This is a genomic window from Thalassospira lucentensis (assembly GCF_011806425.1).
Taxonomy (GTDB): Bacteria; Pseudomonadota; Alphaproteobacteria; order Rhodospirillales; family Thalassospiraceae; genus Thalassospira; species Thalassospira lucentensis_B.
Map to the genome: position 1 here is coordinate 802,077 of NZ_JAATOV010000001.1, position 26,255 is coordinate 828,331.

22 protein-coding genes are annotated in these 26,255 nt (G+C 54.5%); 15 read left to right on the forward strand and 7 right to left on the reverse strand.

Annotation, left to right across the window (positions count from 1 at the left end; all coding sequences use genetic code 11):
* Window positions 1-49 precede the first annotated feature (49 nt).
* Both grpE and HCZ99_RS03740 read left to right on the forward strand, forming a co-directional pair.
* A complete protein-coding gene (grpE, locus tag HCZ99_RS03735) occupies window positions 50-688 on the forward strand; it encodes a nucleotide exchange factor GrpE (RefSeq protein ID WP_167445494.1) in 639 nt (212 codons plus the stop codon).
* A 139-nt stretch (window positions 689-827) separates the two neighbouring features.
* The gene (locus HCZ99_RS03740) at window positions 828-1,574 is read left to right on the forward strand and encodes an NAD-dependent deacylase (protein WP_167445495.1); all 747 of its coding nucleotides are present in this window, start codon (window positions 828-830) and stop codon (window positions 1,572-1,574) included.
* A gap of 13 nt (window positions 1,575-1,587) precedes the next feature.
* Here the strand turns inward: HCZ99_RS03740 and HCZ99_RS03745 are convergent, their stop codons facing one another.
* Window positions 1,588-2,268 carry a metalloregulator ArsR/SmtB family transcription factor gene (locus HCZ99_RS03745; protein ID WP_167445496.1) on the reverse strand — a complete coding sequence of 227 codons (681 nt, stop codon included), beginning with the start codon at window positions 2,266-2,268 and terminating at the stop codon, window positions 1,588-1,590.
* A gap of 140 nt (window positions 2,269-2,408) precedes the next feature.
* Window positions 2,409-3,644: a metallochaperone AztD gene (locus HCZ99_RS03750; protein ID WP_217701451.1), complete on the reverse strand. Its 1,236-nt coding sequence runs from the start codon at window positions 3,642-3,644 to the stop codon at window positions 2,409-2,411.
* Window positions 3,645-3,870: 226 nt separating this feature from the next.
* Here HCZ99_RS03750 and HCZ99_RS03755 point away from each other — a divergent pair, with 226 nt between their 5' ends.
* Together HCZ99_RS03755 and HCZ99_RS03760 are read left to right on the forward strand one after the other, a co-directional pair.
* Window positions 3,871-4,200 carry an NIPSNAP family protein gene (locus HCZ99_RS03755; RefSeq protein WP_167445497.1) on the forward strand — a complete coding sequence of 110 codons (330 nt, stop codon included), beginning with the start codon at window positions 3,871-3,873 and terminating at the stop codon, window positions 4,198-4,200.
* Window positions 4,197-4,541, forward strand: coding sequence for an antibiotic biosynthesis monooxygenase family protein (locus HCZ99_RS03760; protein WP_167445498.1), 345 nt, complete (start codon window positions 4,197-4,199; stop codon window positions 4,539-4,541). Before HCZ99_RS03755 ends, HCZ99_RS03760 begins: the two co-directional genes overlap by 4 nt.
* A 63-nt stretch (window positions 4,542-4,604) precedes the next feature.
* On the opposite strand, the gene HCZ99_RS03765 is transcribed toward HCZ99_RS03760, so the two are convergent.
* The gene (locus tag HCZ99_RS03765) at window positions 4,605-5,618 is read right to left on the reverse strand and encodes a DMT family transporter (protein ID WP_254869416.1); all 1,014 of its coding nucleotides are present in this window, start codon (window positions 5,616-5,618) and stop codon (window positions 4,605-4,607) included.
* A gap of 252 nt (window positions 5,619-5,870) precedes the next feature.
* Between HCZ99_RS03765 and HCZ99_RS03770 the strand changes: the two genes are divergently transcribed.
* The 6 genes from HCZ99_RS03770 (at window position 5,871) to HCZ99_RS03795 (ending at window position 11,500) form a co-directional block, all read left to right on the forward strand.
* Complete coding sequence (locus HCZ99_RS03770) at window positions 5,871-6,809, forward strand: LysR family transcriptional regulator (RefSeq protein ID WP_167445499.1); 939 nt, start codon at window positions 5,871-5,873, stop codon at window positions 6,807-6,809.
* A 343-nt stretch (window positions 6,810-7,152) separates the two neighbouring features.
* On the forward strand, window positions 7,153-7,677 hold the full coding sequence (gene ppa, locus HCZ99_RS03775) for an inorganic diphosphatase (protein WP_167445500.1): 525 nt from the start codon (window positions 7,153-7,155) through the stop codon (window positions 7,675-7,677).
* Window positions 7,678-7,913: 236 nt separating this feature from the next.
* Window positions 7,914-8,456 carry a L,D-transpeptidase family protein gene (locus HCZ99_RS03780; RefSeq protein ID WP_167445501.1) on the forward strand — a complete coding sequence of 181 codons (543 nt, stop codon included), beginning with the start codon at window positions 7,914-7,916 and terminating at the stop codon, window positions 8,454-8,456.
* A gap of 142 nt (window positions 8,457-8,598) precedes the next feature.
* Complete coding sequence (locus HCZ99_RS03785; protein WP_167445502.1) at window positions 8,599-9,573, forward strand: DUF2333 family protein; 975 nt, start codon at window positions 8,599-8,601, stop codon at window positions 9,571-9,573.
* A gap of 161 nt (window positions 9,574-9,734) precedes the next feature.
* A complete protein-coding gene (locus HCZ99_RS03790) occupies window positions 9,735-10,304 on the forward strand; it encodes a NifU family protein (RefSeq protein ID WP_167445503.1) in 570 nt (189 codons plus the stop codon).
* Between the two features lie 203 nt (window positions 10,305-10,507).
* Window positions 10,508-11,500, forward strand: coding sequence for a glucosaminidase domain-containing protein (locus tag HCZ99_RS03795; protein ID WP_254869417.1), 993 nt, complete (start codon window positions 10,508-10,510; stop codon window positions 11,498-11,500).
* A 99-nt stretch (window positions 11,501-11,599) separates the two neighbouring features.
* Here HCZ99_RS03795 and HCZ99_RS03800 read toward each other — a convergent pair whose 3' ends face one another.
* Window positions 11,600-12,058: a hypothetical protein gene (locus tag HCZ99_RS03800; RefSeq protein ID WP_167445504.1), complete on the reverse strand. Its 459-nt coding sequence runs from the start codon at window positions 12,056-12,058 to the stop codon at window positions 11,600-11,602.
* A gap of 286 nt (window positions 12,059-12,344) precedes the next feature.
* Between HCZ99_RS03800 and HCZ99_RS03805 the strand changes: the two genes are divergently transcribed.
* Window positions 12,345-13,550, forward strand: a complete 1,206-nt coding sequence (locus HCZ99_RS03805) for a hypothetical protein (RefSeq protein WP_167445505.1) — start codon at window positions 12,345-12,347, stop codon at window positions 13,548-13,550.
* A gap of 139 nt (window positions 13,551-13,689) precedes the next feature.
* On the opposite strand, the gene HCZ99_RS03810 is transcribed toward HCZ99_RS03805, so the two are convergent.
* Together HCZ99_RS03810 and HCZ99_RS03815 are read right to left on the reverse strand one after the other, a co-directional pair.
* Window positions 13,690-15,957: an NADP-dependent malic enzyme gene (locus HCZ99_RS03810; protein WP_167445506.1), complete on the reverse strand. Its 2,268-nt coding sequence runs from the start codon at window positions 15,955-15,957 to the stop codon at window positions 13,690-13,692.
* A gap of 474 nt (window positions 15,958-16,431) precedes the next feature.
* Complete coding sequence (locus tag HCZ99_RS03815) at window positions 16,432-16,947, reverse strand: hypothetical protein (RefSeq protein ID WP_167445507.1); 516 nt, start codon at window positions 16,945-16,947, stop codon at window positions 16,432-16,434.
* Between the two features lie 196 nt (window positions 16,948-17,143).
* Here HCZ99_RS03815 and mutS point away from each other — a divergent pair, with 196 nt between their 5' ends.
* Together mutS and HCZ99_RS03825 are read left to right on the forward strand one after the other, a co-directional pair.
* Complete coding sequence (mutS, locus tag HCZ99_RS03820; protein WP_167445508.1) at window positions 17,144-19,867, forward strand: DNA mismatch repair protein MutS; 2,724 nt, start codon at window positions 17,144-17,146, stop codon at window positions 19,865-19,867.
* 289 nt (window positions 19,868-20,156) lie between these two features.
* Window positions 20,157-22,895 (forward strand): [protein-PII] uridylyltransferase, encoded by a 2,739-nt coding sequence (locus HCZ99_RS03825; protein ID WP_167445509.1) that lies wholly within the window; start codon window positions 20,157-20,159, stop codon window positions 22,893-22,895.
* Between the two features lie 290 nt (window positions 22,896-23,185).
* Here HCZ99_RS03825 and HCZ99_RS03830 read toward each other — a convergent pair whose 3' ends face one another.
* Entirely contained in the window at window positions 23,186-23,491 is a 306-nt protein-coding gene (locus HCZ99_RS03830) for a hypothetical protein (protein ID WP_167445510.1), read from the reverse strand.
* Between HCZ99_RS03830 and murJ the strand changes: the two genes are divergently transcribed.
* Entirely contained in the window at window positions 23,466-25,010 is a 1,545-nt protein-coding gene (murJ, locus tag HCZ99_RS03835) for a murein biosynthesis integral membrane protein MurJ (protein ID WP_167445511.1), read from the forward strand. The two genes, HCZ99_RS03830 and murJ, sit on opposite strands and share 26 nt — an antisense overlap.
* Before the next feature lie 188 nt (window positions 25,011-25,198).
* A complete protein-coding gene (gene trpS / locus HCZ99_RS03840; protein WP_167445512.1) occupies window positions 25,199-26,200 on the forward strand; it encodes a tryptophan--tRNA ligase in 1,002 nt (333 codons plus the stop codon).
* Window positions 26,201-26,255 lie beyond the last annotated feature (55 nt).

Below are 26,255 nucleotides of genomic sequence, written 5' to 3' on the forward strand. Positions count from 1 at the left end.
CGCGGCGCTGCGTGTCAGGCCGCATAAACGTGAAAGTACAAGGTTAGCCATGTCGGAAACCGCAAAAAACACTCCGGAAGATCTGCAGGACGTTAATGCAGAACAAGCCGCAGCCGAAGATATCGCCGCAGAGGCAGCAGAGGCCAATGAAGAGGGCGTTAACACCGATCCAGTTGCCGCCCTTGAAGCCGAAGTCGCCGAACTGAAAGACCGTCTGTTGCGCCAGGCCGCCGAGGTGGAAAACACCCGCCGCCGCGCCAAAAAAGACGTCGAGGACGCAGGCAACTACGCGATTACGAAATTCGCCCGCGAACTTCTTGATGTTGGTGACAACCTGCGCCGCGCCCTTGATGCTGCTGGCGATACGTCGGGTGCCGACCAAACCATGAAAACGCTGGTCGAAGGCGTTGAAATGACCGAGCAAACCCTGCTTAAAGCGCTGGAAAAGAACGGCGTTGAAAAGCTTGAGCCGCTTGGTGAAAAGCTCGACCCGAACAAACATCAGGCCGTGTTTGAAATGCCGCACCCGGAATATCCGGATGGCCATGTCGCACAGGTCATGCAGGCCGGTTACATGCTCAAAGGCCGCTTGTTGCGCCCGGCCATGGTCGGTGTCACCAAAAATCCGGCTGGCCAAGAAGCCCCCAAGGACGACACCCCCGGTGGGAATGTCGATACCTCGGCCTAAGCACACAGCACCAAGATAAACCGATTTTAGCGGATCGGGTTTATAAGCGGCCCTGCCAGACAGACTTGGCGGGGCCGTTTTCTTTGCGATATGGTTTCTGTAATCAAGCCCCCTGATCCGAATTTAAACAGGATTTTCCATGCCCCTTCGCCCCGATTTGATTGATATTCTGCGCACTGAAGAAGCCCCGATTGTCATTCTGACCGGGGCCGGAATTTCCAAGGAAAGCGGATTGCACACATTCCGCGATCCCGATGGCATTTGGGCAAAATACGATATTTCCGAGGTCGCCACCCCGGACGCCTTCATCAATAACCCCGATCTGGTGCATCATTTCTATAATGACCGCCGCGCGGCCCTGATGGACCCCAATATTGTCCCCAACGCCGCCCATCACGCCCTTGCACGCCTCGAAGCCGAATGGCCGGGGGATGTGTTGCTGATCACCCAAAATATTGATGATCTGCACGGCCGGGCCGGATCAAAAAACCTGATCCATATGCATGGCGAACTTTTGAAAATCCGCTGCAATCACTGTGACTTGCTGACCCATTGGGATGGTGACCTTGCCAAGGAAACGCCCTGCCCGTCCTGTGGCAAGGCCGGTGGGTTACGCCCGCATGTGGTTTGGTTCGGTGAAATGCCGCTTGAAATGGACCGTATTTACGATGCCCTTGGCGATTGCGGATTGTTTTTGTCCATCGGAACATCGGGCAATGTCTATCCGGCCGCCGGGTTTGTGCAGATTGCCCATCAGGATGCCGGTGCGGAAACGGTTGAGCTTAACCTTGAACCCAGCACAGGGGCGACCCTGTTTGACCACAGCACTTACGGCCCGGCAACAGAACTGGTGCCAAGCTTTGTGGATGCCCTTTTAAAAAGCTAACAGCACCCTTGGGTTACCCGCCAACCAGTTCGCGAAACGCCTGTTCGCCCTTTGGGCTAAACCGCACCACGCGCGACTCGCTTAATCGTCGGGCCCAGCCCAAATCATAAAACCGGTCCAGCAACGCCGCACCAAATGACCCGGCCAGATGGGATTGTCGGGCACTCCAATCCAGACATTCACGACAAAGCGGTCGGCGATGCTTGCGCAATGCCGCCAGATCAATGCCAAATTCGGCGGCAAAGGCCATTCCGGCCTCGGTCAAGGCCACACCATTAAGATCAACCTCGATCAATTTGCGCTGTGACAGGCCGTTAAACAACGCAACGCCCATATCACCGGCAAGATGATCGTAACATACCCGTGCATGGCGCAATTCCGGGTCTTTGGGGCCGGTACGAACACGGTTATGCCCCACCCGGCTGGCAATCCCCATCAGGACTTCCAACGCCTCGACAATATCGGGGCCAGACAAGGTGAAATAGCGATGCCGCCCCTGCCTCCGCGGGGTGACGATCTGGCCTGCCTCAAGTTTGGACAGGTGCGAACTTGCCGTTTGCGGCGTCACACCGGCTTCTTGTGCCAGCTCACTCGCGGTTAGTGCCTTACCGCTCAGCAAGGCGGTTAGCATGTTCGCGCGCGCCGGATCGCCAAGCAATGCGGCCACACGGGCAATATCGGGTCCTTCTTTCATAGTTCGATAGTAATCGAAGGATGGATGCACGGCAACAAGGCCGAAGACGGATATAATAAGGCGCACATAAAAAAACGGGCAGACCCAAATCTGCCCGCTTCATCGGATTGCGACGCCAAATGCACTGGGTGGAGAATCACCTAGTGCGAAAGGCCAGAACCGCCAATCGCAACGATGTTAAATGGAAGTCCTTCGACCGGAATTTCACCCTTGTCGGCGAAGCTTTCGGCATCGACAAGGCGTACCAGATGGTTGCGCGGATCGGTCACGGCAATCACATCACCGGCAACCGCAATGCGTGGTCGCGGATCGCGCCAATGCCCATCCTTGCTATAAGGTTTGGTGATCTGTTGCGATCGGATAATTTTCCCATCCAACACATCCACCGCATGCAAATAACCATCTTCGGTAAAGACATAGCCAATCGTCACCTGTTGCGGATCAAGCGCGAAGCTGACATAGCGCACCGGCAAATCGACCACCCTGAACGGCGCGTCTTCGGTCGGTTCAATCACCACCAGCTTGTCGGAACCATAATCGCCAAGGAAGAATTGCATGGCTTTGCCACCGGCCAGATGGCCAACACGCCCGCTTGGCATAGCTTCGCCATATGACAGCATCTTAATGGCCGGCACGTCGTCATCACCAAGCTGGGCGGTAATTACCCCTTCTTCACAGCCAAAGGCGACAATCCCGGCGGAGTATGCTTCACCGTGAAGCCCCGTGCAGGTATGGATATCCCCAACCTGCTTAGCGTCATGATCGACAACCTTAAGCCCAAGACGCGGCGGCAGACTGCCCGGTTTGGTTTCAACCGAAAGATTGGGTTCGGAAATCAGGTAATAATCCCCCATCGGCACCACCACACCATGGTGCGGGGCCGTCGCGGCAACCTCATCATATTTTGATTGTCCGGCAAGAAGGTTGTCTTCGCCAAAGACCTTTGCAACACCTTCGCCGTCAAAGAACATATAAAACGCCCCGTGATGCGGGACCGCGTGAACCGGTCGATTGCCGGTGATCTCAATGGGCAGCAACGTCGCATCATGAATGTCGATATCGGTATGGTCACCATGGGATGAAACCTTGATCCCGCTATCGATCACATGCACCGCATCATGATCCATTTGAACCGCTGCCAGGGTCTGGCCGCTTTCACTTGGCACCAGGTGCGTCACATAGCCGGTGGTGTCGAACCGATCGATCACCGTCATTTTTTCCAGATCAACAACGCTAACCCCGCCGTCTTTCTGATCGGTCACGAAAAGACGCCATGCCTGCTGCGTTTCATCGTCGGCTTGTGCGATGGATGCCCCGAAAACCGGCATCAAAGCCACGCCACTTACCATGGCGGCCCGCGCAATGTTTTTGAACAAAATATGCTCCTATTAAATGATATGTTATAACATATCATTTCGTACAGTAGTTTACCCCACCTGTCCATCGCGACATCGCGTGTTTGAACCCCGGCTGTGATCGAAATCTCGCCCAATAGTTCGATCTGTATCGAAGCATCAGGCCCATCTGCTGCGCTATGACTTTTCAGGCAACAAACCCGCGCAGATCCGCGCTTTAACCTGAAAAAATCAAAGGCAGCTTTCCATGATCACGTGTTTTATCCGCTATGAAATCGATCCTTACAAAAAGGATGCCTTCATCGAATATGCCCGCAATTGGGGGCAGGCCATTCCACGTTGCGGGGCGGATTTGGTTGGTTATTTCGCCCCGCATGAAGGATCGGTTTCAACCGCCTATGGCATCTATCATTTGCCCGATCTGGCATCCTATGAAGCCTATCGCGCGCGTCTGAAGGACGATCCGCTGGGCCGCGAGAACTATGAATTTTCCCAGCGCGAAAAATTCATCCTGCGCGAAGAACGCCAGTTTCTCAAAATTGCCTCCACCCCACATGCGGAGCTTATCAAGCCATGATCGCGGTGATTTTCGAAGTCACCCCGCACACCGACCATTACGATGAATATCTTGCCATTGCCGGTGACCTTGGACCGATCCTTGACGGCATGGACGGATTTATTTCCATCGAACGGTTCAGTTCACTGACCACCCCGGGCAAAGTTTTATCGCTGTCATTTTGGCGTGATGAAGATGCGGTCAAGGCATGGCGCAATATCGCCGAACACCGCGCCGCCCAGATTGAAGGCCGCAACCGTATCTTTGCCGATTATCGCCTGCGGGTCGCGGGTGTCATCCGTGATTACGGCCTGACCCCACGCGATCAGGCACCGGCGGATTCATCCGCCCATCACGCATAAGTCGGCAAAGCTAAGGGGAAATTGGGAAACACGAAAAGGCCGCGTCTAAAAAAGCAATCGTGTTTAGGCCTCATTGGTGACGGGTTTCGGGGATGGTCCGCCATCCTCGAAATCCTCTGCGCTGTTTGCGGCCTCCGACGCCTCGGCACGGCCCTCTTTGGCGCCAAACAAATCTGCATCTGCTTCTGCGTCCTGATCGGCGGGCTTCACCCCACCTTTGTAATCAAGCAACATCACCGCCAGCACGACAATCCCCGCCCCGACAAAAATGATCGGCACCGGCAACATGTCAAAGAAGATCAAATCCATCGCCACCGAAAACGGCAAGGCGGTATAGGCCGCGGGCGACACAACACTGGCGTCTGCCACGCGTACCGCGCGCAACACCATGTAATTGGTCAGCATCGCAAAGAATCCCGCACCCGACGAATACAGCCAGTCAGCCAAGGATGCCGGATGCCAGGTAATAATCGCAATCGGCACCCAGAACATCACCGCAATGATTTGCGGCCAAAACAGCATTGAAAAGTTAGTTTCCGTGCGGGTCAGCACCTTGGCAAACAGGGTTTGCGCCGAAAAACAAAACGCCCCGATCAACGCCGCGCCAACACCAAGCGGCACGCCAAAGCCATTCATACGCGGCGCGCACATCACCCACACCCCGACCAACCCCAAAAGGGTGGCAATCAGTTTGCGCGCTGTAAGCTTCTCGCCCAAAATCACCACCGCCATCATGACGGTCAAAAGCGCTTCGATGAACAAATAAGCATTCACTTCGGCGATGCTCATTTGGCGCAAGGCAAAGAAAACAAAGAACAAAGAGCCGTACCAAAGCACCCCGCGCGCAAAATGCGCAAAGGGACGACGCGTGCGTATTTCGCGGGTTCCGATGAACATGACAATGATCACGAAAACCGTGACCGTCGTTATCGCACGCATGGCCAAAATCTGTGCGGTGGGCACGTCATGGGACACAAGCTTGGCACAGACATCGACAAAAACGCCCGATGCCATGGCAGCCGTCATCCACAAAACGCCACGGAAATTTCCGCTCAGGCGCAAAAGCGTCGCGGTCATCATTATTCCAGTATCAAAGGTTGGTTGGGCTGACGGGGTTTCCGGCAGTCTGAGTTGACTGCTGCGGGTGGCGCAAGGAGACATCTTTTTACAAGCACGGCCGGAAACCCGTATGGCGATTATCCTGCCCTTAAACTTTGAAAAATACGAATGAAGAGTTCTCAGCCATTCATGAGATTTTTTTGCCCCATTCCATACGCGATCCTGATAGAGATGACAGACCATCAAAACCAAGACTAACGGATAGAACTTATGCGCCGCAAACTGCCCCCTTTACGCGCGCTTGTCGCTTTTGAAGCCACCGCCCGCCATCAAAGTGTGAAGGGTGCCGCCGAAGAATTGCACGTCACGCAAAGTGCGATTAGTCATCAGCTCCGTCAGCTTGAAGAAAACCTTGGCGTGGTATTGTTTACCCGCAAAGGGCGCGGTCTGACCCCGACCAAATCGGCCGAACTTCTTTTGCCCCGCCTGACAGAGGCGCTTGACGGCATTGCTGACATCACTGGCGAAGTCGGCCCGGACAAGGGTAAGGCCATTCGCATTGGCGCACTGGCGACCCCGGCCCTGACCGTTTTGATGTATGAACTCGACAATCTGCATGCGCGCATACCGGCCGATATTCCGGTTCAGTTTCGCAAGATCGAATTTGATGACGATCTCGATCCGCTTGAAATTGATCTGGCCCTGCAAATCGCGCCAAAGGACCTACCCGGCCCTGAAAACTGGGTGACCGAACTTCTCACCCCCGAAGTCTATACTGCCTTTGCCGCCCCGCAATGGCTGGAAAAGCGCGGATTTGATGCCTATAACATCGATATCCAGGGGCTTAATCCGCGTGACATTCTACTGATCGATAGCGACAGCGAACAGTTTTCCCAGATCGATCAATGGTTCAAAAATGCGGGCTTTGCCCTGACCGATTGTTCGACTTTCAGCCACCATATCTGGGCGCTCGAAGCTGCCCGTGCCGGTCAGGGCATTGTGGCCAGCACCGATGTGGTGGCGCGTAATTACGTCGAACGCGGCGAATTGGTTGCCCTTAATTTCCCCGATTTCGTCGCCCACTGGTGGTATCGGCTGTTGATCCGCCCGGCACGGCAAAAAGACCCGGTCGTGATCGAAGCCGCCAACTGGATCCGCGAACTGATCAATCCAAGAACGGCATCACTTGCCCGTAAAAAGATTTTGTAATCCGTTCCCGCAGCGTCCAATGCATCCTGCGCAAACGATTTCGCGCCGAAACACCAAACGTTTTCGCCGCTTAATCGCGCGATGGCCTGCCGCGTTCTGACCATATAACGTGATGAAAAATCTGGATTTCGTCCCCGTCTGTCACATGACAAATTGCGGGCGAAATCGGTTACGGCGTCACTTTCGACCATGGATGGACGCGCACCCCCTTGGAAGCTGTGACATTTCGCGATAAAAGGGCGGCATCATTCTCCTTTGGGTACGATTTACGTAGCTGAAGCCGAAAACAGCCGTCCCGATGATTCGGGGCATGCCTTTAAAAAAGCGAAAGGGATTTTCCCAGATGGATCTCAACAAGATTCCCGTCGGCAAAGATGTTCCATGGGACGTAAATGTCGTCATCGAAATTCCGCAAGGCGGTCCGGTAAAGTATGAAGTCGACAAAGATTCCGGCGCGATCTTCGTTGACCGTTTCTTGCATACCTCGATGTATTACCCGGTCAATTACGGCTTCATCCCCAACACGCTTGGTGAAGATGGCGATCCGGTTGATGCCATGGTCATGTTCCGTGAGCCGGTCGTTGCTGGTTCGGTCATCCGTGCGCGTCCGGTCGGCGTTCTGATCATGGAAGACGAAGCTGGTCAGGACGAAAAACTGATCTGCGTCCCGCATGACAAGATCGACCCGTACTACACCGACATCAAATCCTACGAAGATCTGCCGCAGATTCTGCGCGATCAGATCCAGCACTTCTTCGAGCGTTACAAAGACCTCGAAAAAGGCAAATGGGTTAAAGTCACCGGTTGGGAAGGCGCTGAAAAAGCGGCCAGCCTGATCGAAGAAGGTGTGACCCGTCTGGGCAAATAAGCCCCTGACCGCACATCCGAGAATATGAAACAGCGCCCCGTTTTGTCACAGGGCGCTGTTTTTTTTGTCCAAAAGGACCAAACCCGCAAAATCTTTCCATCACCGATCCGTGATGCACCTTGCGAAACGCGTGCTTTGCCATAACTTTACCTTTGTTCTGGCGCATCATCCTCGCCAAAGTCCCGTGATACGGACTCAAATGCCGTATTTGCCCCTTCGATGACGGACCTGATTGAATGCAAGACACCGCCACCGCACATCCCGCCCCCAAACCGGTCGAGATATCCGTCTCGCCTGACGGCGTGTTGCGCGTGGGGGATCAGGAATTTCGCTGTGCGCTGGGGGTCAATGGCGTCATTGATGCCAATGACAAAACCGAAGGCGACGGCAAAAGCCCCGCCGGGCGTTGGCGATTGCGATATGTGATGTACCGGGCCGATCATCGCCCCTGCCCGCATACCAAACTGCCGGTTACGACCATTTCATTTTCAGATGGCTGGTGTGACGATCCCAACCACCCTGACTATAACCGGCCCGTGCGCTTGCCATTTGATGCCAGCCACGAAAAGCTTTATCGCGATGATGACGCCTATAACATCGTCGTCGTGCTGGGCCACAATGATGATCCGCCCATACCGGGAAAAGGATCGGCGATTTTCATGCATGTCGCCAAACCTGACTATCGCGGTACAGAGGGCTGCGTTGCCCTCGCCGAACCCGATCTTGAAACGGTTTTGAGCCTCGTCGAATACGACACATACATCACCATCAACGCGTAAAGATCGTTCTTCGCCACCCACGATCCAAGCCCCACTCAACCGCTGACCGGCAAGACCGACGAAGTGCCATGAAATCATGCACTTGCCGTTTGGGCGCCGACAGCCTAGGTTCAATGGCCGGATATAATTCACAGGACAAGTCATGATTGAAGACGATTATCTGTACAAAAAAGGCGGTATGGCAGGATTTAGAGCGCGACTGAGACGTGTTTTCGGTTCACGCAAATTCTGGATCGGCGGCCTTGCCGTAATCGTCCTTGTGGCTGTGGTCTATTATCCGGTGGGCATGGCAATTGTGCATCGCATCGATGACAACCCTGATTTTGTCGGCAATTATCAGGGGGGCAGCCATTCGGTAAACACCGCAGCAGCCCTGATTGATCGCGAAGTCAATCAAAACCGCTGGACGGCGAATGATCCGTTCTTCCTGCCCGGTGGGGCGCTCGATAACATGCCGAACTTCCAGTCCGGTGTGATCTATGCCCTGTCGCGCTTTGCGATCGAACTGTCTGACCAGATCGGGCGGACCCGTGGCTCCAGTCAGGTTGACCCGGATTTGGACAATGCTGCTGGCCTGTTGAAATTCCGGGGTGATAAATGGGTGTTTGATCCCAGTGTATCGCTGCTGCCCGGTGTGACATCTGAACAGCAATATCGCGACGCGATCCGTTCGCTTCGCAAATATAATCAGCGCCTGATCAACGGAAATGCCGTTTTCGAACGTCGTGCCGATAACCTGCAAGAAACCCTGAACCGCTTTGCCAACGATCTTGGTTCGGCATCGGCCCTTTTGGATGACAAAGTCGACGCCCCGTCGATTTTTGACACCACCGCCGATGACGTCTTCTATGCCACCAAGGGACGTCTTTATGCCTATAGCCTGATCCTGCGCGATCTCGGAACGGACTTCGAACAGGTCATTAATGAACGTCAGGTTGCCCCGGCATGGGCCGAAATGGTTGAATCGTTGCAACATGCCGCCGCCTTGGATCCGGTGGTTGTGATCAATGGGTCGGCTGATGGCATCATTTTCCCCAACCATCTGGCGGGGCTCGGATTTTATTTGCTGCGCGCCCGTACCCAGATGCGTGAAATCAGCAGCATCCTGCAACGCTAATCGTAATTTCGGTCACATATCGTAGGGCATGAATACCTGAGTTGCGCGCTGTGACTTGATCTTTTTGGTTTTTTGCCCCATTTAGGGCCTAACCAAATAAACGTAGATTGCCGTGCGGGCACAAAATGCCCCGGCAATCAGAGTGAGAGGACAAGCTGACCATGTTCATTCAAACTGAACCAACGCCGAACCCCGCAACCCTTAAATTCCTGCCGGGTGAGGAAGTGATGGGCCGCCTGGGCACCGCGAACTTCGTCAAGGGTGACGAAGCCGTGAAATCACCGCTTGCGCGTAAACTGTTCGAAGTTGATGGCATTGCCGGTGTGTTCCTTGGCGGTGATTTTATCACCATCACCAAAGACGACTCCAAAGATTGGCAGACCCTAAAACCGCAGATTCTTGGCGGTATTATGGAGCATTACACGTCTGGCCAGTCGGTTCTTGATCAGAATTCCGATGCCGCAACCGGTGCCAGCACCGCCGCCGAAGGCGACAACGAGCTGGTAAGCCAGATCAAAGAACTGCTTGATACCCGTGTCCGTCCGGCCGTGGCACAGGATGGTGGCGATATCGTCTTCCACCGTTTCGAAGACGGCGTTGTTTACCTTGAAATGCACGGCGCATGCGCTGGCTGCCCAAGCAGCACCGCGACCCTGAAAATGGGCATCGAAAACATGCTGCGTTATTACGTGCCAGAAGTTCAGGCCGTCGAACCGGTCATGGCAGACTGACCGAAAAAGACCCCGAGTCGTTAACAAAACACTTACGCCCGACGCAGCATTCGTTTTGTGCCGGGCGTAATTATTATGTGCCCAACGCAAAGGATAACGCGGACTTCTCAACCACGAGAATATTGTCCGTTGCGATCTTGGCCCGTGGCAGGCATAGATAACGTCCAAATGGGGTGGGCAGTGTTACTGATCCTGGAGATTACATGATGAATAGCGCAAAAACAGGCCTGTACAGGAAAATTGCGCTCGCTTCGATCTTCGGAGCGGTCAGCTTACTCTATATTGGCATTTTTACCGGAATTGATATTTCGCCGCAGCCAACAAGCCCAGACGAGGAAACCGTCGTTGAGGCACCAACGGCAGCACCGGTAAAGAAAACCAAACCAGCCTATCGCCGCGGACCCGAGGTGATTGCGCTGAACCAGTATTTCAAAAGCATCGGTTACCTTCTGCCCACACTGACCGAAGTCCCGCGCGTTTACATCAAACGCGTACCAAAGGGACTTGGCGAACTGGCATCGGTCAAAGAACGCAAACAGCTTTTCCTGCGCATCATGTTGCCATTGGCCATGCGCGTGAACGAAGAAATCAACGCGCGCCGTGATCGTCTGATGGCCATTCAGGCCAAGGGCATTTCGGGCATCCCCGTCAGTGTCAAAGACCAGCAATGGGTTTCCCAGCTGATGAAACGCTATCGGGTGACCGATGGCGGCATCACGGCCCTGCTTGAACGGATCGATGTGATCCCGACCTCCTTGATGATGGCCCAGTCGGCCGAAGAAAGCGGTTGGGGCACCTCGCGGTTTGTGCGTAAGGGTAACGCCCTGTTTGGTCAGTGGGCCTGGGGCGATGCCGAAGGCATCATTCCCAAAGATCGCGAAGATGGCAAAACCCACGTCATTAAGGCGTTTCCAAGCCTGATGGACAGTGTCCGGGCCTATGCACGCAACATCAACTCCCACCCCGCCTATCAGGCCCTGCGCGAAGAACGTGCGCGCCTGCGCGCCGAGGGGCAACGCGTCACCGGTTGGGATCTTGCATCGACCCTGACGAAATATTCAGAACGCGGTGAAGAATATGTCGAAAGCCTGCATGCCATCATGCGGGTCAATGACCTAACCGACCTTGATGGGCTGCAATTTGCCGCCGAGGACGTCCCACCGCCGCCAAAGGTGCTGGCATCGCGCGACGACTAATCATCAGACCTTCTGAGACCAAATAACGCTCAGAAACCACAAAAAAGGGATCCACACGGATCCCTTTTTCATGTCTGAACCAAATATATTGATCTCAGCTTACGGGCGACCGCGATAAATCCAGCCCTTTTCGGACTTCACCAACCGAATTTCATTTTCAATAACCCGGCGGTCGCCTGCTTTGAAGTCACCTTCTTTGAGCGCCAGCATTTTGGTTTTCACCAAATCAATCGCGTCACTTACGGTGTCGCCAACCTGATCAAGGTCCCCGGCTGCCTTGCCCTTTTCCGACACATCATCGGCGAACTCGGCAAGGGTACGGTCAAACACCAGATCGTAACGCACCATCGCAATGACTTCGTCATCGTCTTGGGAAATGCTGTTGGTTTTGGTGACGTTTTCAACGTGGCCCACTTTGGCATACGGGTCTTGCCGGAACCGTTCGATTACGGCCGTTGTAATCTCATCGCTGCTCGGTCCCTTTGCCTCTGGGTCGTCGCATGCTGCAAGAAACGGGAAAAACATAAAAACGGCAAGAAACCGGGTCATCTGGCCCATGAACGATATCCTATTTTGCGGGTAGAACGACGATGTTAATCTGGTGTGCCGATCACATGTGGCAAAAATCAGGTCGACGCGCCCAGTACACGATAAAATCCATCACAAAACACAGTATCACAGTCGCCCCCCAATCAGAATGACCCGCAACGCCCGACCCGAAAGCACGCGATCCAATGTGCCGATTGGGTGGGTGTTGTTAAAACCAGACTATCTTATGATTTCAGGACCGCTTATCTTGCCCTGAATGTCAGTCCCCTGCCCCAAAACCTGTTGGTAGCATAACGTGTTATTCGATTTGATCATTGCATTGACGACACTGGCTGTCGGGTTCGTTTTGGTGTTGCCACATGTTGCCCGGTTTCCGTTATGGCGCGCGGTTGTCACCCCGCTGGCCTCGATCATCGGCAGTGGCTTTTTGTTGCTGGGCCCCGTGCTCAGCCACGGCTATGGCGGCTTTGCCCCCTTGGTGATGATCGGGCTCTGTGCGGTGGCCTATATGTTTGGCGGGGTGATCCGGTCCAATATTGCTGCGGGTGAAACCACCATTATCGAAGGTGGGCACGGCATCTTGGCCAAACGCATTGAAAACGTGTCGTCTTGGGCGTTGGCCTTTGCCTATATCATTTCGGTTTCGTATTATTTGAACTTGCTCGGCGCCTTCGCGCTCAGCCTCACCCCGTATAACTCCGACTTTGACGCCAAACTTTTGACGTCTGGCGTTTTTGTCCTGATCGTTATTGTCGGGTGTACCAACGGGTTCAAAAGTCTCGAACGGATGGAATATTTTTCCGTCGCGATCAAACTGGCAATCATCGCCGGGCTGATCATTGGCTTGATTGTCAATTTTGGGGATCAGGCCCGGCAAAACACCCTGATCCTTAATCCGCAAACCGTCACAGGATGGCCCGCCGTCACCATGGCGTTGGGCCTGTTAATCACGGTTCAGGGGTTTGAAACATCGCGGTATCTGGGATCGGTTTATGATGCGAAAATGCGCATTCGATCCATGCGCATGGCGCAATGGCTCTCGACCGCGATTTACGTGATTTATATTGTTCTGATTTGCTATGCGTTTCGGCCCGATCAAATGTCGATGTCTGAAACCGGCATCATCGACATGATGCAAATCGTCGCACCGATTTTGCCCTTCTTGCTGGTTTCAGCCGCCCTTGCCTCGCAATTTAGTGCCGCCATCGCCGATACCAGCGGATCGGGCGGCTTGTTCACCGAATTGTCGCGCAACCGCATCAGCGAACCGCAGGCCTATTTCATTCTGGCGGTGATCGGCATTACCCTGACATGGTCGGCCGATATTTTTGCCATTGTCAGTTATGCCTCGCGCGGGTTTGCCATCTATTACGGCCTGCAATCAGCCTTGGCCGCCGTCATTGCCATCAAACAAAAATCCGGTGCGCTTAAAGTCAGTTGGTATCTGGCCCTGGCAAGCCTCGGCGCGGTCATCGCGCTATTTGGGCAGGCCATCGAATAATCCTCCACCACCCTGCGCCAACGCACCCCGATACGCCGCTACACACTCCGAACCAAAGCGCGCCTTGCAAACAAGAATGGCGGAGCTTCCATGAAAGCCCCGCCATTCGCAAAAGGTCGTGAGGTCTTAAAACCCGGTCTTAGTTATGTTCTGCGTCATGCGCAGCCAAGGCTGCCAGATTGACCAGATCATTCACCGTTGCGCCCATCTGGGCAATCTGAGCCGGTTTTTCCAACCCGATCATCACCGGACCAACAACCGTGCCACCGCCCAGCTTATCCAAAAGCTTGGACGCCGTGGTTGCCGCATGCAGGGCCGGCATCACCAAAACGTTAGCCGGGCCAGACAGACGGCAGAAGGGATAAAGTTTCAGAAGCTCGGTATCGAGTGCGACATCAACGGCCATATCGCCATCGAATTCGAAATCGACATTGCTGCGTTCCAAAATGCCGACCGCATCGCGGATACGGTCGGTATCGGCACTGTACGGGTTGCCAAAGGTCGAATGCGAGACCATCGCCACACGCGGCTCATGACCAAGCTGACGGGCTTTTTCCGCCGCCTGAATGGCGATCTCGGCCAGCTGTTCGGCATCGGGCACATTGTGCACGCGGGTATCGGCGATAAACACCGTGCGGCCCTTGGCAATCGCGATCGAAAGACCCATCGGGATTTCGCCCTCTTTGGCGTCGATCACGCTGGCAATATCGGTAAAGCTGCGATTGAAGTTCCGGGTCAGACCGGTGATCAAACCATCGGCATGGCCTTTTGCCACCATGACAGAGGCAAAAACGTTACGCTTCTGATTGACCATGCGCTGGCAATCACGCCACAGATACCCTTTGCGCTGCAGGCGTTCATACATGAACTGGGCATATTCAGCATTGTTGTCTGAAATCGCCGCGTTGCTGATTTCGACCCCTTCAAGGGTTTCAATGCCAAGGTTTTTGGCACTGGCATGAATGCGGTCTTCGCGCCCAATCAGGATCGGCGTGCCATAGCCCGAATTGCGATAGGCCACTGCCGCACGAATAACGGTTTCTTCTTCGCCCTCGGCAAAGGCGATGCGTTTGGGATGGGCCCGCACATAATCAGAAATAAGCTGCAAATGTGCCGCCGTCGGATCAAGACGCCCGCGCAGCTGGTTTTCGTATTCCGCCATATCAATGATCGGACGGCGCGCAACACCACTATCCATTGCGGCCTGTGCAACCGCCTTGGGGATCGCAATGATCAAGCGCGGATCAAACGGCGCTGGAATGATGTATTCCGGGCCATATTGCAAACGACGCCCGGAATAGGCCGCCGCCACTTCATCAGGCACATCTTCGCGTGCCAAGGACGCCACCGCATGGGCCGCAGCAATTTTCATATCTTCGTTGATGGTCGATGCCTGAACATCCAATGCCCCGCGGAAGATATACGGGAAACCAAGAACGTTGTTGATCTGGTTGGGGTAATCCGAACGCCCGGTGGCACAGATCGCGTCATCGCGAATCGATGCGACTTCTTCGGGGCTGATTTCCGGATCCGGGTTGGCCATGGCAAAAATGATCGGCTTTTTGGCCATGCTTTTGACCATCTGGGTCGTCACCGCCCCTTTGGCTGACAGGCCAAAGAACGCATCCGCCCCGTTCATCGCATCTTCAAGGGTACGCGCATCGGTGTCCGCCGCATGGGCCGACTTCCACTGGTTCATGCCGTCTTCGCGGCCCTTATAGATCACGCCACGTGTGTCACACATGATGACGTTGTCATGCGACACGCCCATGCTTTTGACCAACTCGCAGCAGGCAATTGCCGCCGCACCAGCACCATTGATCACCAGTTTGATGTCTTTAAGGTCGCGACCCGTCAAATCACAGGCATTGATCAAACCCGATGCCGCAATGATCGCCGTGCCGTGCTGATCGTCATGGAAAACCGGGATATCCATGATTTCGCGCAGACGCTGTTCAATGATGAAGCATTCAGGTGCCTTGATGTCTTCAAGGTTAATGCCCCCAAACGACGCCCCCAGGAACCGCACGCAATTGACGAACTCGTCAACGTTTTCGGTCGAAACTTCAAGGTCGATACCGTCAACATCGGCAAAGCGTTTGAACAAAACAGCCTTGCCTTCCATCACCGGTTTGGACGCCAGCGCGCCAAGATTGCCCAGACCCAGAACGGCTGTACCGTTGGAAATCACCGCAACGATGTTGCCCTTGGACGTATAATCATACGCTGTCGCCGGGTTCTTGGCGATTTCAAGACACGGCACCGCGACGCCCGGCGAATAAGCCAGCGAAAGATCGCGCTGTGTCGTCAGCGGCTTGGATGGCGTGATTTCGATTTTGCCCGGACGGCCACTGGAATGAAACAAAAGCGCTTCGCGGTCGCGAACCTTGATTTCTGTATCTGACATTATTTTTTCACTGACGCTTGCATGATGGGTTGGAAAGCAATTGATGCTGTATGTTGTTTAATAAAGTTGGACAAATGTGCGGCGTGGGACCGCGTTGTCTGACCGCCCAATAAATCAGGCTTCGCCCCCCGGGTCAAAGGCGACGTTAACGGCAACCACAAAATTACGTAGCGTTTTCCGTATGTTGCAATGCAACAACCGTCTTCACCACACCCCCGCTGGCCCCCACTATTGCGCCGCAGCGCCGATGGAATGTGAATGGGTCATCGGCAAATAGCGTTGATTTTTCAGCATCCTATAAAATCTCGGCCTAACCCCGTCTTGGCAGCCCCTATTGCATCGCACTGAACGCCGCAGGACGATTGTTCCACTTTATGAAAAAACACGACCAAAAAGTCGGAATGAAAAAAGGCGATCATTTCTGATCGCCTTGATATCTTGATCCATGTGATCTGCCCTACACGGCAAATGGAATCAGGCCGGTTTGCCGCCCTGATGCAGGTGGATGTTGGTCGCACCATGCTTTTCAAGGATCGCCTGTGCCTTGGCTTTAAGAAGGGCTTCATCACCTTCTGGGTCAATGCGCACCCACAGGATCACCGATCCGGCGTCAATTGCGCGTGCGAAATCCTCGGTATGCGGGGTCGATGTGACCTCGCCGATAAATTCGCTCAGTGCCACCGCACCAACACCCGCGCCAACCGCAAGGGCCACCGGGGCGGTTGCCACCCCACCAAACAGCGCAATGGCGCCCGATGCCACCAATGGCACCTCATATTTGACTTCGCCGACAAGTGCGGTCAGCACATCTGACCATGACCGGCCATCTTCGCCCGCCACATCAATTGATTCATGTGAACTTAAAACCGACAAATCGGTGCGCGCAAAGCCGCTATCGCGTAATTCGCGCACGGCGGCGTCAAAACCGTCTTTGGTCTCGAACAACCCAACCAGTTCGGGGGCCTGTGCTGCGGTCTGGTCTTCTGACATAGTGTGTCTCCTTGGTGACTGGTCTTCTGTTCGGTTTCACGCCATCATGGCGCCGGCGAACCAACAGTTTCCCATAGTCTGTGCTCAGTTGTTATCTTTTACGGAAATTCAGGCGTTGCAATGGCATAAATCAAGTTTTATCACCCGCACGTCTTGCCCCTCGTAAATGCCTTTAGGGTTTGTTATCAAATTCATCATGAACAACATCGCTGATACATCCGATACCACGCCAAGTGCCCCGTCCTTTTCCAAAGAGGGCGCGACCCCAATGATGATCCAGTTCCTTGAAATCAAGGAACAGTATCAGGACTGCCTGCTGTTTTATCGGATGGGCGACTTTTACGAGCTGTTCTTTGACGATGCCGTCAAAGCCGCCGAAGCCCTTGATATTGCCCTGACAAAACGCGGCAAGCATCAAGGTAACGAAATTCCCATGGCCGGTGTTCCCGTCCATAGCCACGAAACATATCTGCAGCGTCTGATCCGCAAAGGATTCCGTGTTGCCGTCTGCGAACAGATGGAAGACCCGGCAGAAGCCAAAAAACGGGGTGCAAAATCCGTGGTCAAACGCGGTGTCGTGCGTCTGATTACGCCCGGCACCCTGACCGAAGACAGCCTTTTGGACGCGCGCCGTCATAACTATCTGGCTGCGGTTGCGGAATTGCGCGGCAAGGTTGGCTTGGCCTGGCTTGATATGTCGACCGGCGATTTTTATGTCCAGCCCACCGATATTGGCGGCTTGCCCGCGGCCCTTGCCCGGCTTGATCCGGGTGAAATCCTGTTTTCCGACCGGCTGCTCAACCGCTCGGAAATCTTTGATATCTACAGCGAATATAAAAACATCATCACCCCGCAGCCCGCGGCACGGTTCGATGCCGAAAATGCGCAATTGCGCCTTAAAAAGCTCTATCAGGTCGAGGCCCTTGATGCCTTCGGCGGGTTTGAGCTGGCCGAACTGTCCGCAGCCGGCGCACTGATTGATTATGTTGAACTGACCCAAAAAGGTCAGATGCCCCGCCTGTCGCCGCCGATCCGCATGGCGCAGGGGGCGGCCATGGAAATTGACGCCGCCACGCGTCGGTCGCTTGAACTGATCCAAACCCAATCGGGCGAGCGTAAGGGATCGTTGCTTTCGGTCATTGATCGCACCAAAACCGGTGCGGGGGCCCGCCTTTTGGCGGCGCGTCTGTCTGCCCCGCTGACCAATGCCGATAACGTCAACAAACGCCTTGATCTGGTGGAATATTTCCATGATCGCGATGGCCTGCGCGCTGATTTGCGATCTGGCCTTGGCGAATGCCCTGATATTGAACGCGCACTATCGCGGCTTTCCGTTGGCCGTGGCGGACCACGTGATTTGGCCGCCATGCGCGATGGTCTGGCCTGTTCGTTTGCGATTGGCACCCTTTTGGGCAAGCCCGATGGTGGCAATGATGGCCTTACCGCACAGCCAGAATCGCTAACCGATCATGTCACCCGCATGGGCCATCACGGCGATCTGATTGATCTTTTGCGCCGTGCGATTGCCGAAAACCTGCCTTTGATGGCACGCGATGGCGGCTTTATTGCCGGGGGCTATCATCCCCCGCTTGATGAATTGCGCATGCTTTCAAGCGAAAGCAAAAAGCTGATCGCCAATCTTCAGGCCCGCTATACCGAACAAACCGGCATTGCCAACCTTAAGGTCAAACACAACAACGTTCTGGGCTATTTCATCGAAGTTTCGGCCAAAAACGCCGACAAAATGATGGAAATTGATGAATTTATTCATCGTCAAACCATGGCCAATGCGGTGCGTTTCACCACGGTCGAACTGTCCGAACTTGAAAGCAAAGTGTCAAAGGCCGGGGATCAGGCGCTCGCCCTTGAACTCGAACTGTTCGAAGAACTGGTTCAGGCCGTGCTGGCCAAGGCCGATGACATTGCCCAATGCGCCCAGGCCTTGGCGGGGCTTGATGTTTCTGCCGCCCTTGCCGAACTGGCCCGCGATCGGGGCTGTGTCCGCCCCCAAATTGATGACAGCCTGTCGTTTGATATCACGGCCGGGCGTCATCCGGTCGTCGAAGCAGCCCTTCGCGAAAATGCCGATTCGCCCTTTGTCGCCAATGATTGCCGCCTGGAAGATGAACAAAGCCTATGGCTGATCACCGGTCCGAACATGGCCGGTAAATCCACCTTCCTGCGTCAAAATGCCCTGATTGCGGTCATGGCCCAAATCGGGGCCTTTGTCCCGGCGGCCAAGGCACATATCGGTGTGATTGATCGGCTGTTTTCCCGTGTCGGGGCCGCCGATGATTTGGCTCGCGGTCGATCCACCTTCATGGTCGAAATGGTTGAAACCGCATCGATCCTTAATCAGGCAACCGATCGTTCCTTGGTGATCTTGGATGAAATCGGGCGCGGCACGGCCACCTTTGACGGTCTGTCGATTGCCTGGGCGGTGGTCGAAAACCTGCATGAAATCAACAAATGCCGTGGTCTGTTCGCCACCCACTATCACGAACTGACCGCCCTCGCCGCCAAGCTCGACCATCTATCTTGCCACACCATGCTGATCAAGGAATGGCAGGGCGAGGTTGTCTTCCTTCACGAAGTTGGCTTGGGCAGTGCGGACCGATCTTATGGTATTCACGTCGCGCAATTGGCGGGCCTGCCGAAACCGGTGATCAAGCGCGCCGAACAGGTGCTTAAAACCCTTGAAAAGGGGCAACAGGGCGGTGCGGTGTCCAAGCTGGCCGATGATCTGCCTTTGTTTGCTGCCGCGATTGAGCAAGCCGCACAGGAAGACCGTGACGCCACCCCGGCCCTGTCGGACGATCAAAAGGCGCTGTTGGATGCGATTGCCGATATTGATCCCGATAACCTGACGCCCCGCGAAGCGCTTGATGCGCTCTATCGGCTGCGTGACTTACGCCAATAAGCGGCATCCGCGCAAACGCGGTGGGGTTAAAACCCTTTGCGGAAAAAACGCATGCAAAACAGGCACCTTGCCCCCATATCAGGCAGGTGCCTGTTTTCATTTAGCCGCTGTGGCCCTCCCAAAACGTGGGTTGGCGCGGTTGGCTGCGGCCCGATAGGTCATCTGATCTCTGGCACGGCACATGCAATGATGGCGGCAAATGTCCTGTGGCGCGTTTCAATTGCCGCGAACAGGGGGAAAATGCTATTGCAGAACCTGCAATCTAGGCGCAAGGAAACGGCAACCCGGTATGTATAAAATCAAGAAACAGCGCGAAATCATTGATCGTAAAAAAGTCTTTGCTGATCTAAGCGCCATTGCCAATGACCCGACGCTTAAAAGCTTCAAGCAACGCAGCGCCGTTCTGGCCAAGCTAAAATCCGTCTTGGAAGACGGCCACAACGTCATTCGCGCGCGGTTTGAACAAAGCAATTCCGGGCAGGAAACCGTCTTTTCGAACAGCTTCCTGATGGATCAGATTGTCCGTCTTATTCATGATTTTGCGACCAATTTTGTCTATCCGCTGCATAATCCAACCAATGAACAACGCATGTCGGTGGTTGCGGTTGGTGGCTATGGCCGGGGCGATATGGCGCCGCATTCTGATGTCGATATCCTGTTTTTGTTTCCCTACAAACAAACCGCCAATGGCGAACAGGTTGTTGAATTCATTCTTTATATGCTGTGGGATCTTGGCCTAAAGGTCGGCCATGCCACCCGGTCAGTTGATGACTGCCTGCGCATGGGCCGCCAAGACATCACCATCCGCACCAACCTGCTGGAAAGCCGGTTCGTCTGGGGGGATGAGGATACCTATAACGTGTTTCGCGCCCGCTTTATGGACGAGCTGGTCAAGGGCAGCGGCCTTGAATTTATCGAAAAGAAACTGGGCGAACGGGATGATCGCCATGTGCGCATGGGCGATTCGCGCTATGTGGTGGAACCCAACGTCAAAGACGGTAAAGGCGGCCTTCGCGATCTGCACACCCTGTTTTGGATTGGCAAATACCTGTATCGGGTCAATTCCCCGATGGAGCTTGTCGACCTTAAAGTTCTGACCCGCAAAGAAGCCCAAGGGTTTCTAAAAGCGCAAAACTTCCTGTGGGCGGTGCGCTGCTGGTTGCATTACCTGTCTGACCGTGAAGAAGACCGCCTGACATTTGATATGCAGCGCGATATCGCCGAACGCCTTGGCTATACCGACCATGCCGGGGCATCGGGCGTCGAACGGTTCATGAAACACTATTATCTGATGGTCAAACATGTCGGCAACCTGACCCGGATTTTCTGTGCCGCCCTCGAAGAACGCCATCAACGCCGCCCATTGATCCGCTTTCCCGGCAAGCTATTTGGCACCAAGGAAATTGACGGGTTTGAGCTGCGCAATGACCGGCTAACCGTTGAAAGCCTTGATGTTTTCAAAAACGACCCGATCAAGATTTTGCGCCTGTTTTTGGTTGCCAATCAAAACGGGGTCGGCATTCATCCCGAAACCCTGCGCTGGGTGACGCAAAGCTTAAAACATGTCGATCATAAGCTGCAAAACGATCCGGACGCCAACGAGGTCTTCCTTGAAATCCTGACCCAGCGTCAAAACCCTGACATCGTGCTGCGTAAAATGAACGAAGCCGGTGTTTTGGGCCGCTTCATCCCGGATTTCGGCCGGGTCGTCGCCCAGATGCAATATGACATGTACCACACCTATACGGTGGACGAGCACACCATCCGCGCGATTGGTGTGCTGAACCAGATCGAAAATGGCGAACTGGTTGATGATGCCCCGGTCGCCACCCGCATCATGGGTCAGGTGATTTCCAGACGGGTTCTGTATGTCGCGGTTTTACTGCATGACATTGCCAAGGGCCGTGGTGGCGATCATTCCGAACTGGGGGCCGAAGTTGCCGAAAAGCTGTGCCCGCGTTTGGGTCTGTCGCCCGCCGATACGGAAACCGTGGCGTGGCTGGTTAAGGCCCATCTATGGATGAGCTTGACGGCCTTTAAACGCGACATCAATGACCCGATGACGATCAAGGCCTTTGGCGATCTGGTGCAATCGCAAGAACGCCTACGCCTGTTGCTGTGCCTGACGGTGGCCGATATTCGTGCGGTGGGGCCAAATGTCTGGAATGGCTGGAAAGCCACCCTGTTGCGTGAACTTTATTATGCCACCGATGATTTGCTATCGGGCGGCCTTAACGCCGATAGCCGCGATTCGCGGGTGGCCAACGCCCAAATGGCCCTGCGCGAAGCCTTGGCCGATTGGCCAACCGATCAGATCGAAGATTTCATTGATCGCGGCTATCCGTCTTATTGGCTCAGTTTCGATACCGACGTTCACGTGCATCACGCCCATCTGACCCGCGATGCCAAAGAAAGCGGCGCGGACATCACGGTTGATGTGCGCATTGATACCGAAATTGATGCCACCGAAATCACCGTTCACACCACCGACCATCCGGGCCTGTTTTCCCAGATTGCCGGGGCGATGGCGATTTGTGGTGCCAATGTTGTCGATGCAAAAATCCTGACCTTGGCCGACGGCATGGCGCTTGATGCGTTCTTTATTCAGGACACCAACGACGAAGCCTATAACGACAAGGCCAAACTCGAAAAGCTGCGTGAAACCCTCGAACAGGTGATTTCCGGGCGTTTGCGCCCCAGTCATGAAATCGAACGTCGCCAGAACAAGGATAACAAGCACCGTACCGCCGTGTTTAAGGTCGAACCCAATGTCATTATCGACAACAAGGCCAGCCGCACCCATACGGTGATTGAAATTTCCGCCCGCGACCGACAGGGGCTTTTGTATGACATCACGCGCGCTTTGCGTGACCTGTCCTTGCAAATCGCATCGGCGCGGATTTCCACCTTTGGCGAACGCGCGGTCGACGTTTTCTATGTGAAAGATGTGTTTGGGCTTAAAATCGACAGCCGCACCAAATTCGTGCAAGTCAAGGAAACCCTGACCCAGGCTATCCAGAACAATTAAGCCAGCATGTGATTTGGACGAAATGGCGATCTTGGGCGGTATTAAACCGCCCAAGACACCGGTTTAACCCTTCCTCTTATGTGACGCGTGGTCACACCTCAGAAAGGATTAAATTCAGTTTGCTCTTTTTTGGAATAAAAGACGGTCGAGGAAGGGCTATCCAAAACGAACATCATGATATGTTAATCACGACGTCTTTTCCTCGGAATGCAGCAGGTTGAGGTGGATCCCCTTTTCCCCGACCATCCTAAATGAGGCTCGCGTCCCAACGAATCTCAGCAAGCGGGAATTTAGCCGTCTTGACTGTATTTTTCTGTGACGGCGGTCACAGCTGTCAAAAAGAATGCTCTTTTCAGACCGATTTCATATTTTTGTGACATACGCCCCGCTGCCCCCATGTTGATTACGACTTCTTCACTTTCCCCTGTCAGATTTTGTCGGGCGCGCCGGGTCACGTAAACGTTGGCATAAAAACGGGCGAAAAACCCGCGCACAGATTTACCAATTGCGGGGCCCGGCCCGCGCATGCGGCCCCCGAAACACGGCCCTTTAGACGGATAAAAGACGCACATGTCGCTCGTACGTTCCATCGCCACGGTCAGTGGCTTTACCCTGCTGTCACGTCTGCTTGGGTTTTGCCGTGATATCCTGATTGCCAGCATGCTGGGCGCTGGTGGCATTGCCGATGCGTTTTTTGTCGCGTTTAAATTTCCCAACCTGTTTCGCCGCCTGTTTGGCGAAGGCGCATTTTCCGCGGCCTTCATCCCGCTTTTGTCCGGCGATATCGAAAAACGCGGGATGGATGTTGCGCGCGAATTTGCCGCGCGTGCCATGTCGATGCTGTTGCTGATCACCGGCTTTTTGGTCGCGATCATTGAAATTCTGATGCCATGGGCAATGTTTGTATTCGCGCCCGGATTTTCCGACGATCCGGAAAAATTCGCGCTTGCCGTCGAACTGTCGCGCATCACCTTCCCCTATCTTGCCTTTATTTCCGCGGTTGCCCTGATGTCGGGGGTTCTCAACACCTTGCACCGCTATGCCGCCGCTGCCGCCGCGCCGATTATCCTTAATCTGTGCCTGATTGGTGCGTTGCTTGGCCTGACCCCGGTCACCCAAACCCCGGCCCATGCGCTGGCGTGGGGCGTGGCATTGGCCGGTGTCGCGCAATTTGTCTTTCTGGTGATTGCCTGCAAACGCGCAGGCTTTGCGATAAAATGGCAGCGCCCCAAAATCGATGACCGGGTTAAGTTGCTGGGCAAACGCATGGTGCCGGGCATGATTGGTGCCGGTGTTTATCAGCTCAACCTTCTGATTGATACCATGCTGGCTTCGCTTGTTTCTGATGGGGCTGTTTCGTGGCTCTATTATGCCGACCGGGTGCAACAATTGCCCTTGGGCGTGATTGGCATTGCCATTGGCACCGCCTTGCTGCCCACCTTGTCGCGGCAATTACAGGGGGCGGACCCGGCGGTTGCGATGAACAGTCAAAATCGCGGCATTGAAATCGCCCTGCTTTTGACCCTGCCTGCGGCGGTCGCCCTTGGCGTTATGGGCATTCCGGTGATCAATGTTCTGTTTGAACGCGGCGCATTTGGCGCCGACGAAACCCAAATGACCGGCTTGGCACTGACCGTCTTTGCCTTTGGTCTGCCCGCATCGGTATTGGTCAAGGTGCTTGCACCGGGCTTTTTCGCCCGCGAAGACACCAAAACACCGATCCGCATTGGCATTTCGGCGATGGTGCTCAACATCGTTCTGATCGTGATCCTGATGCCCTATTTTGGGCATTTGGGCATTGCGGCGGCAACGTCTGTATCGGTTTGGGTCAACGCACTGTCATTGGGGTATTTGCTGCGCAAACGCGGGGATTTGGTTCTTGATGCCCGCTTGCTTAGACGCGTTCCGCGTATTCTGGCGGCATCGATCCTGATGGGGCTGGCACTTTGGTTTGCCATTGATGCGTTTTGGCAAAATGACGCGCTGTCGATCACCCGAATGATGATCATGGCGGCCTGTGTAGTTGGCGGTGTCGCGGTCTATGGATTGTCGGCCCAAATTCTTGGTGCCACCAACCTTAGCGAACTTAAAGCCACCCTCAAACGCGCCAAATAGGGAAAACATCAAAACCCGGTGGTAAAACCATCCATAATTGCGCTGATTTCCCCATAAGCTGCTTGACCTTACACCGTCGTGGGGCTTAACTCCGCGCGTTGGTTTGCAGCTCGTCCGCCGGCGGGTGTCCACAACCTGGCGGAGCTTGCGAACCCATTTTTGTTTTTATTGAAATGGACGACACTCTTATGGAACGTGTGTTTTCGGGCGCTCAGCCCACCGGTAACCTTCATCTTGGCAACTATCTTGGCGCGATCCGCAACTGGGTCGAACTGCAGAAGCAAAATGAATGCATCTTCTGCGTGGTCGATATGCATGCCATCACGGTCTGGCAAGACCCCAAGGAACTGCGTTCCAACATCCGCGAACTGGCCGCCAGCATGATCGCATCCGGAATTGATCCGGAAAATCAGGTGCTGTTTAACCAAAGTCAGGTTTCCGCCCATGCGGAACTGGCGTGGATCTTTAACTGTGTGGCGCGTATCGGTTGGCTCAACCGGATGACCCAGTTTAAGGAAAAGGCTGGCAAGCACCGCGAAAACGCATCGCTGGGTCTGTATGCCTATCCAAGCCTGATGGCAGCGGACATTCTGGCATACAAAGCCACCCATGTTCCGGTTGGCGAAGATCAGAAACAGCATCTTGAACTGGCCCGCGACATCGCATTGAAATTTAACAATGATTACGAAGTCGAAGGCTTCTTCCCACAGCCAGAACCATTGATTCTGGGGCCGGCAACGCGCGTGATGTCGCTGCGTGATGGGTCGAAAAAGATGTCGAAATCCGATCCGTCGGAAATGGCGCGCATCAACATGACCGATGATGCCGACACGCTCAGCAAAAAAATCCGCAAGGCTAAAACCGATCCGGAACCGCTGCCAAGCGAGGCCGCTGGTCTTGAAGGCCGCCCAGAAGCCAAGAACCTGATCACCATCTATGCGGCCCTGACCGACAGCACGGTGGATGCAGTTTTGGCCGAGCATGGTGGCACGCAGTTCTCTGGCTTTAAGCAGGCCCTGACCGATGTGGTTGTCGAAAAACTGGCCCCCATCACCGAGGAAATGGCCCGCCTGAAAGCCGATCCGGCCTATATCGATTCTGTTCTGGCCAAGGGTGCAGAACGGGCAAATGCCATTGCCCAGCCCATCCTGCGCGAGGTCAAGGAAACCGTTGGCTTCCTGAACTCCTGATCGATATTACGACCTAAAATACCAAAAGCCCGTTTGTCACAGCTTTCACAAGCAA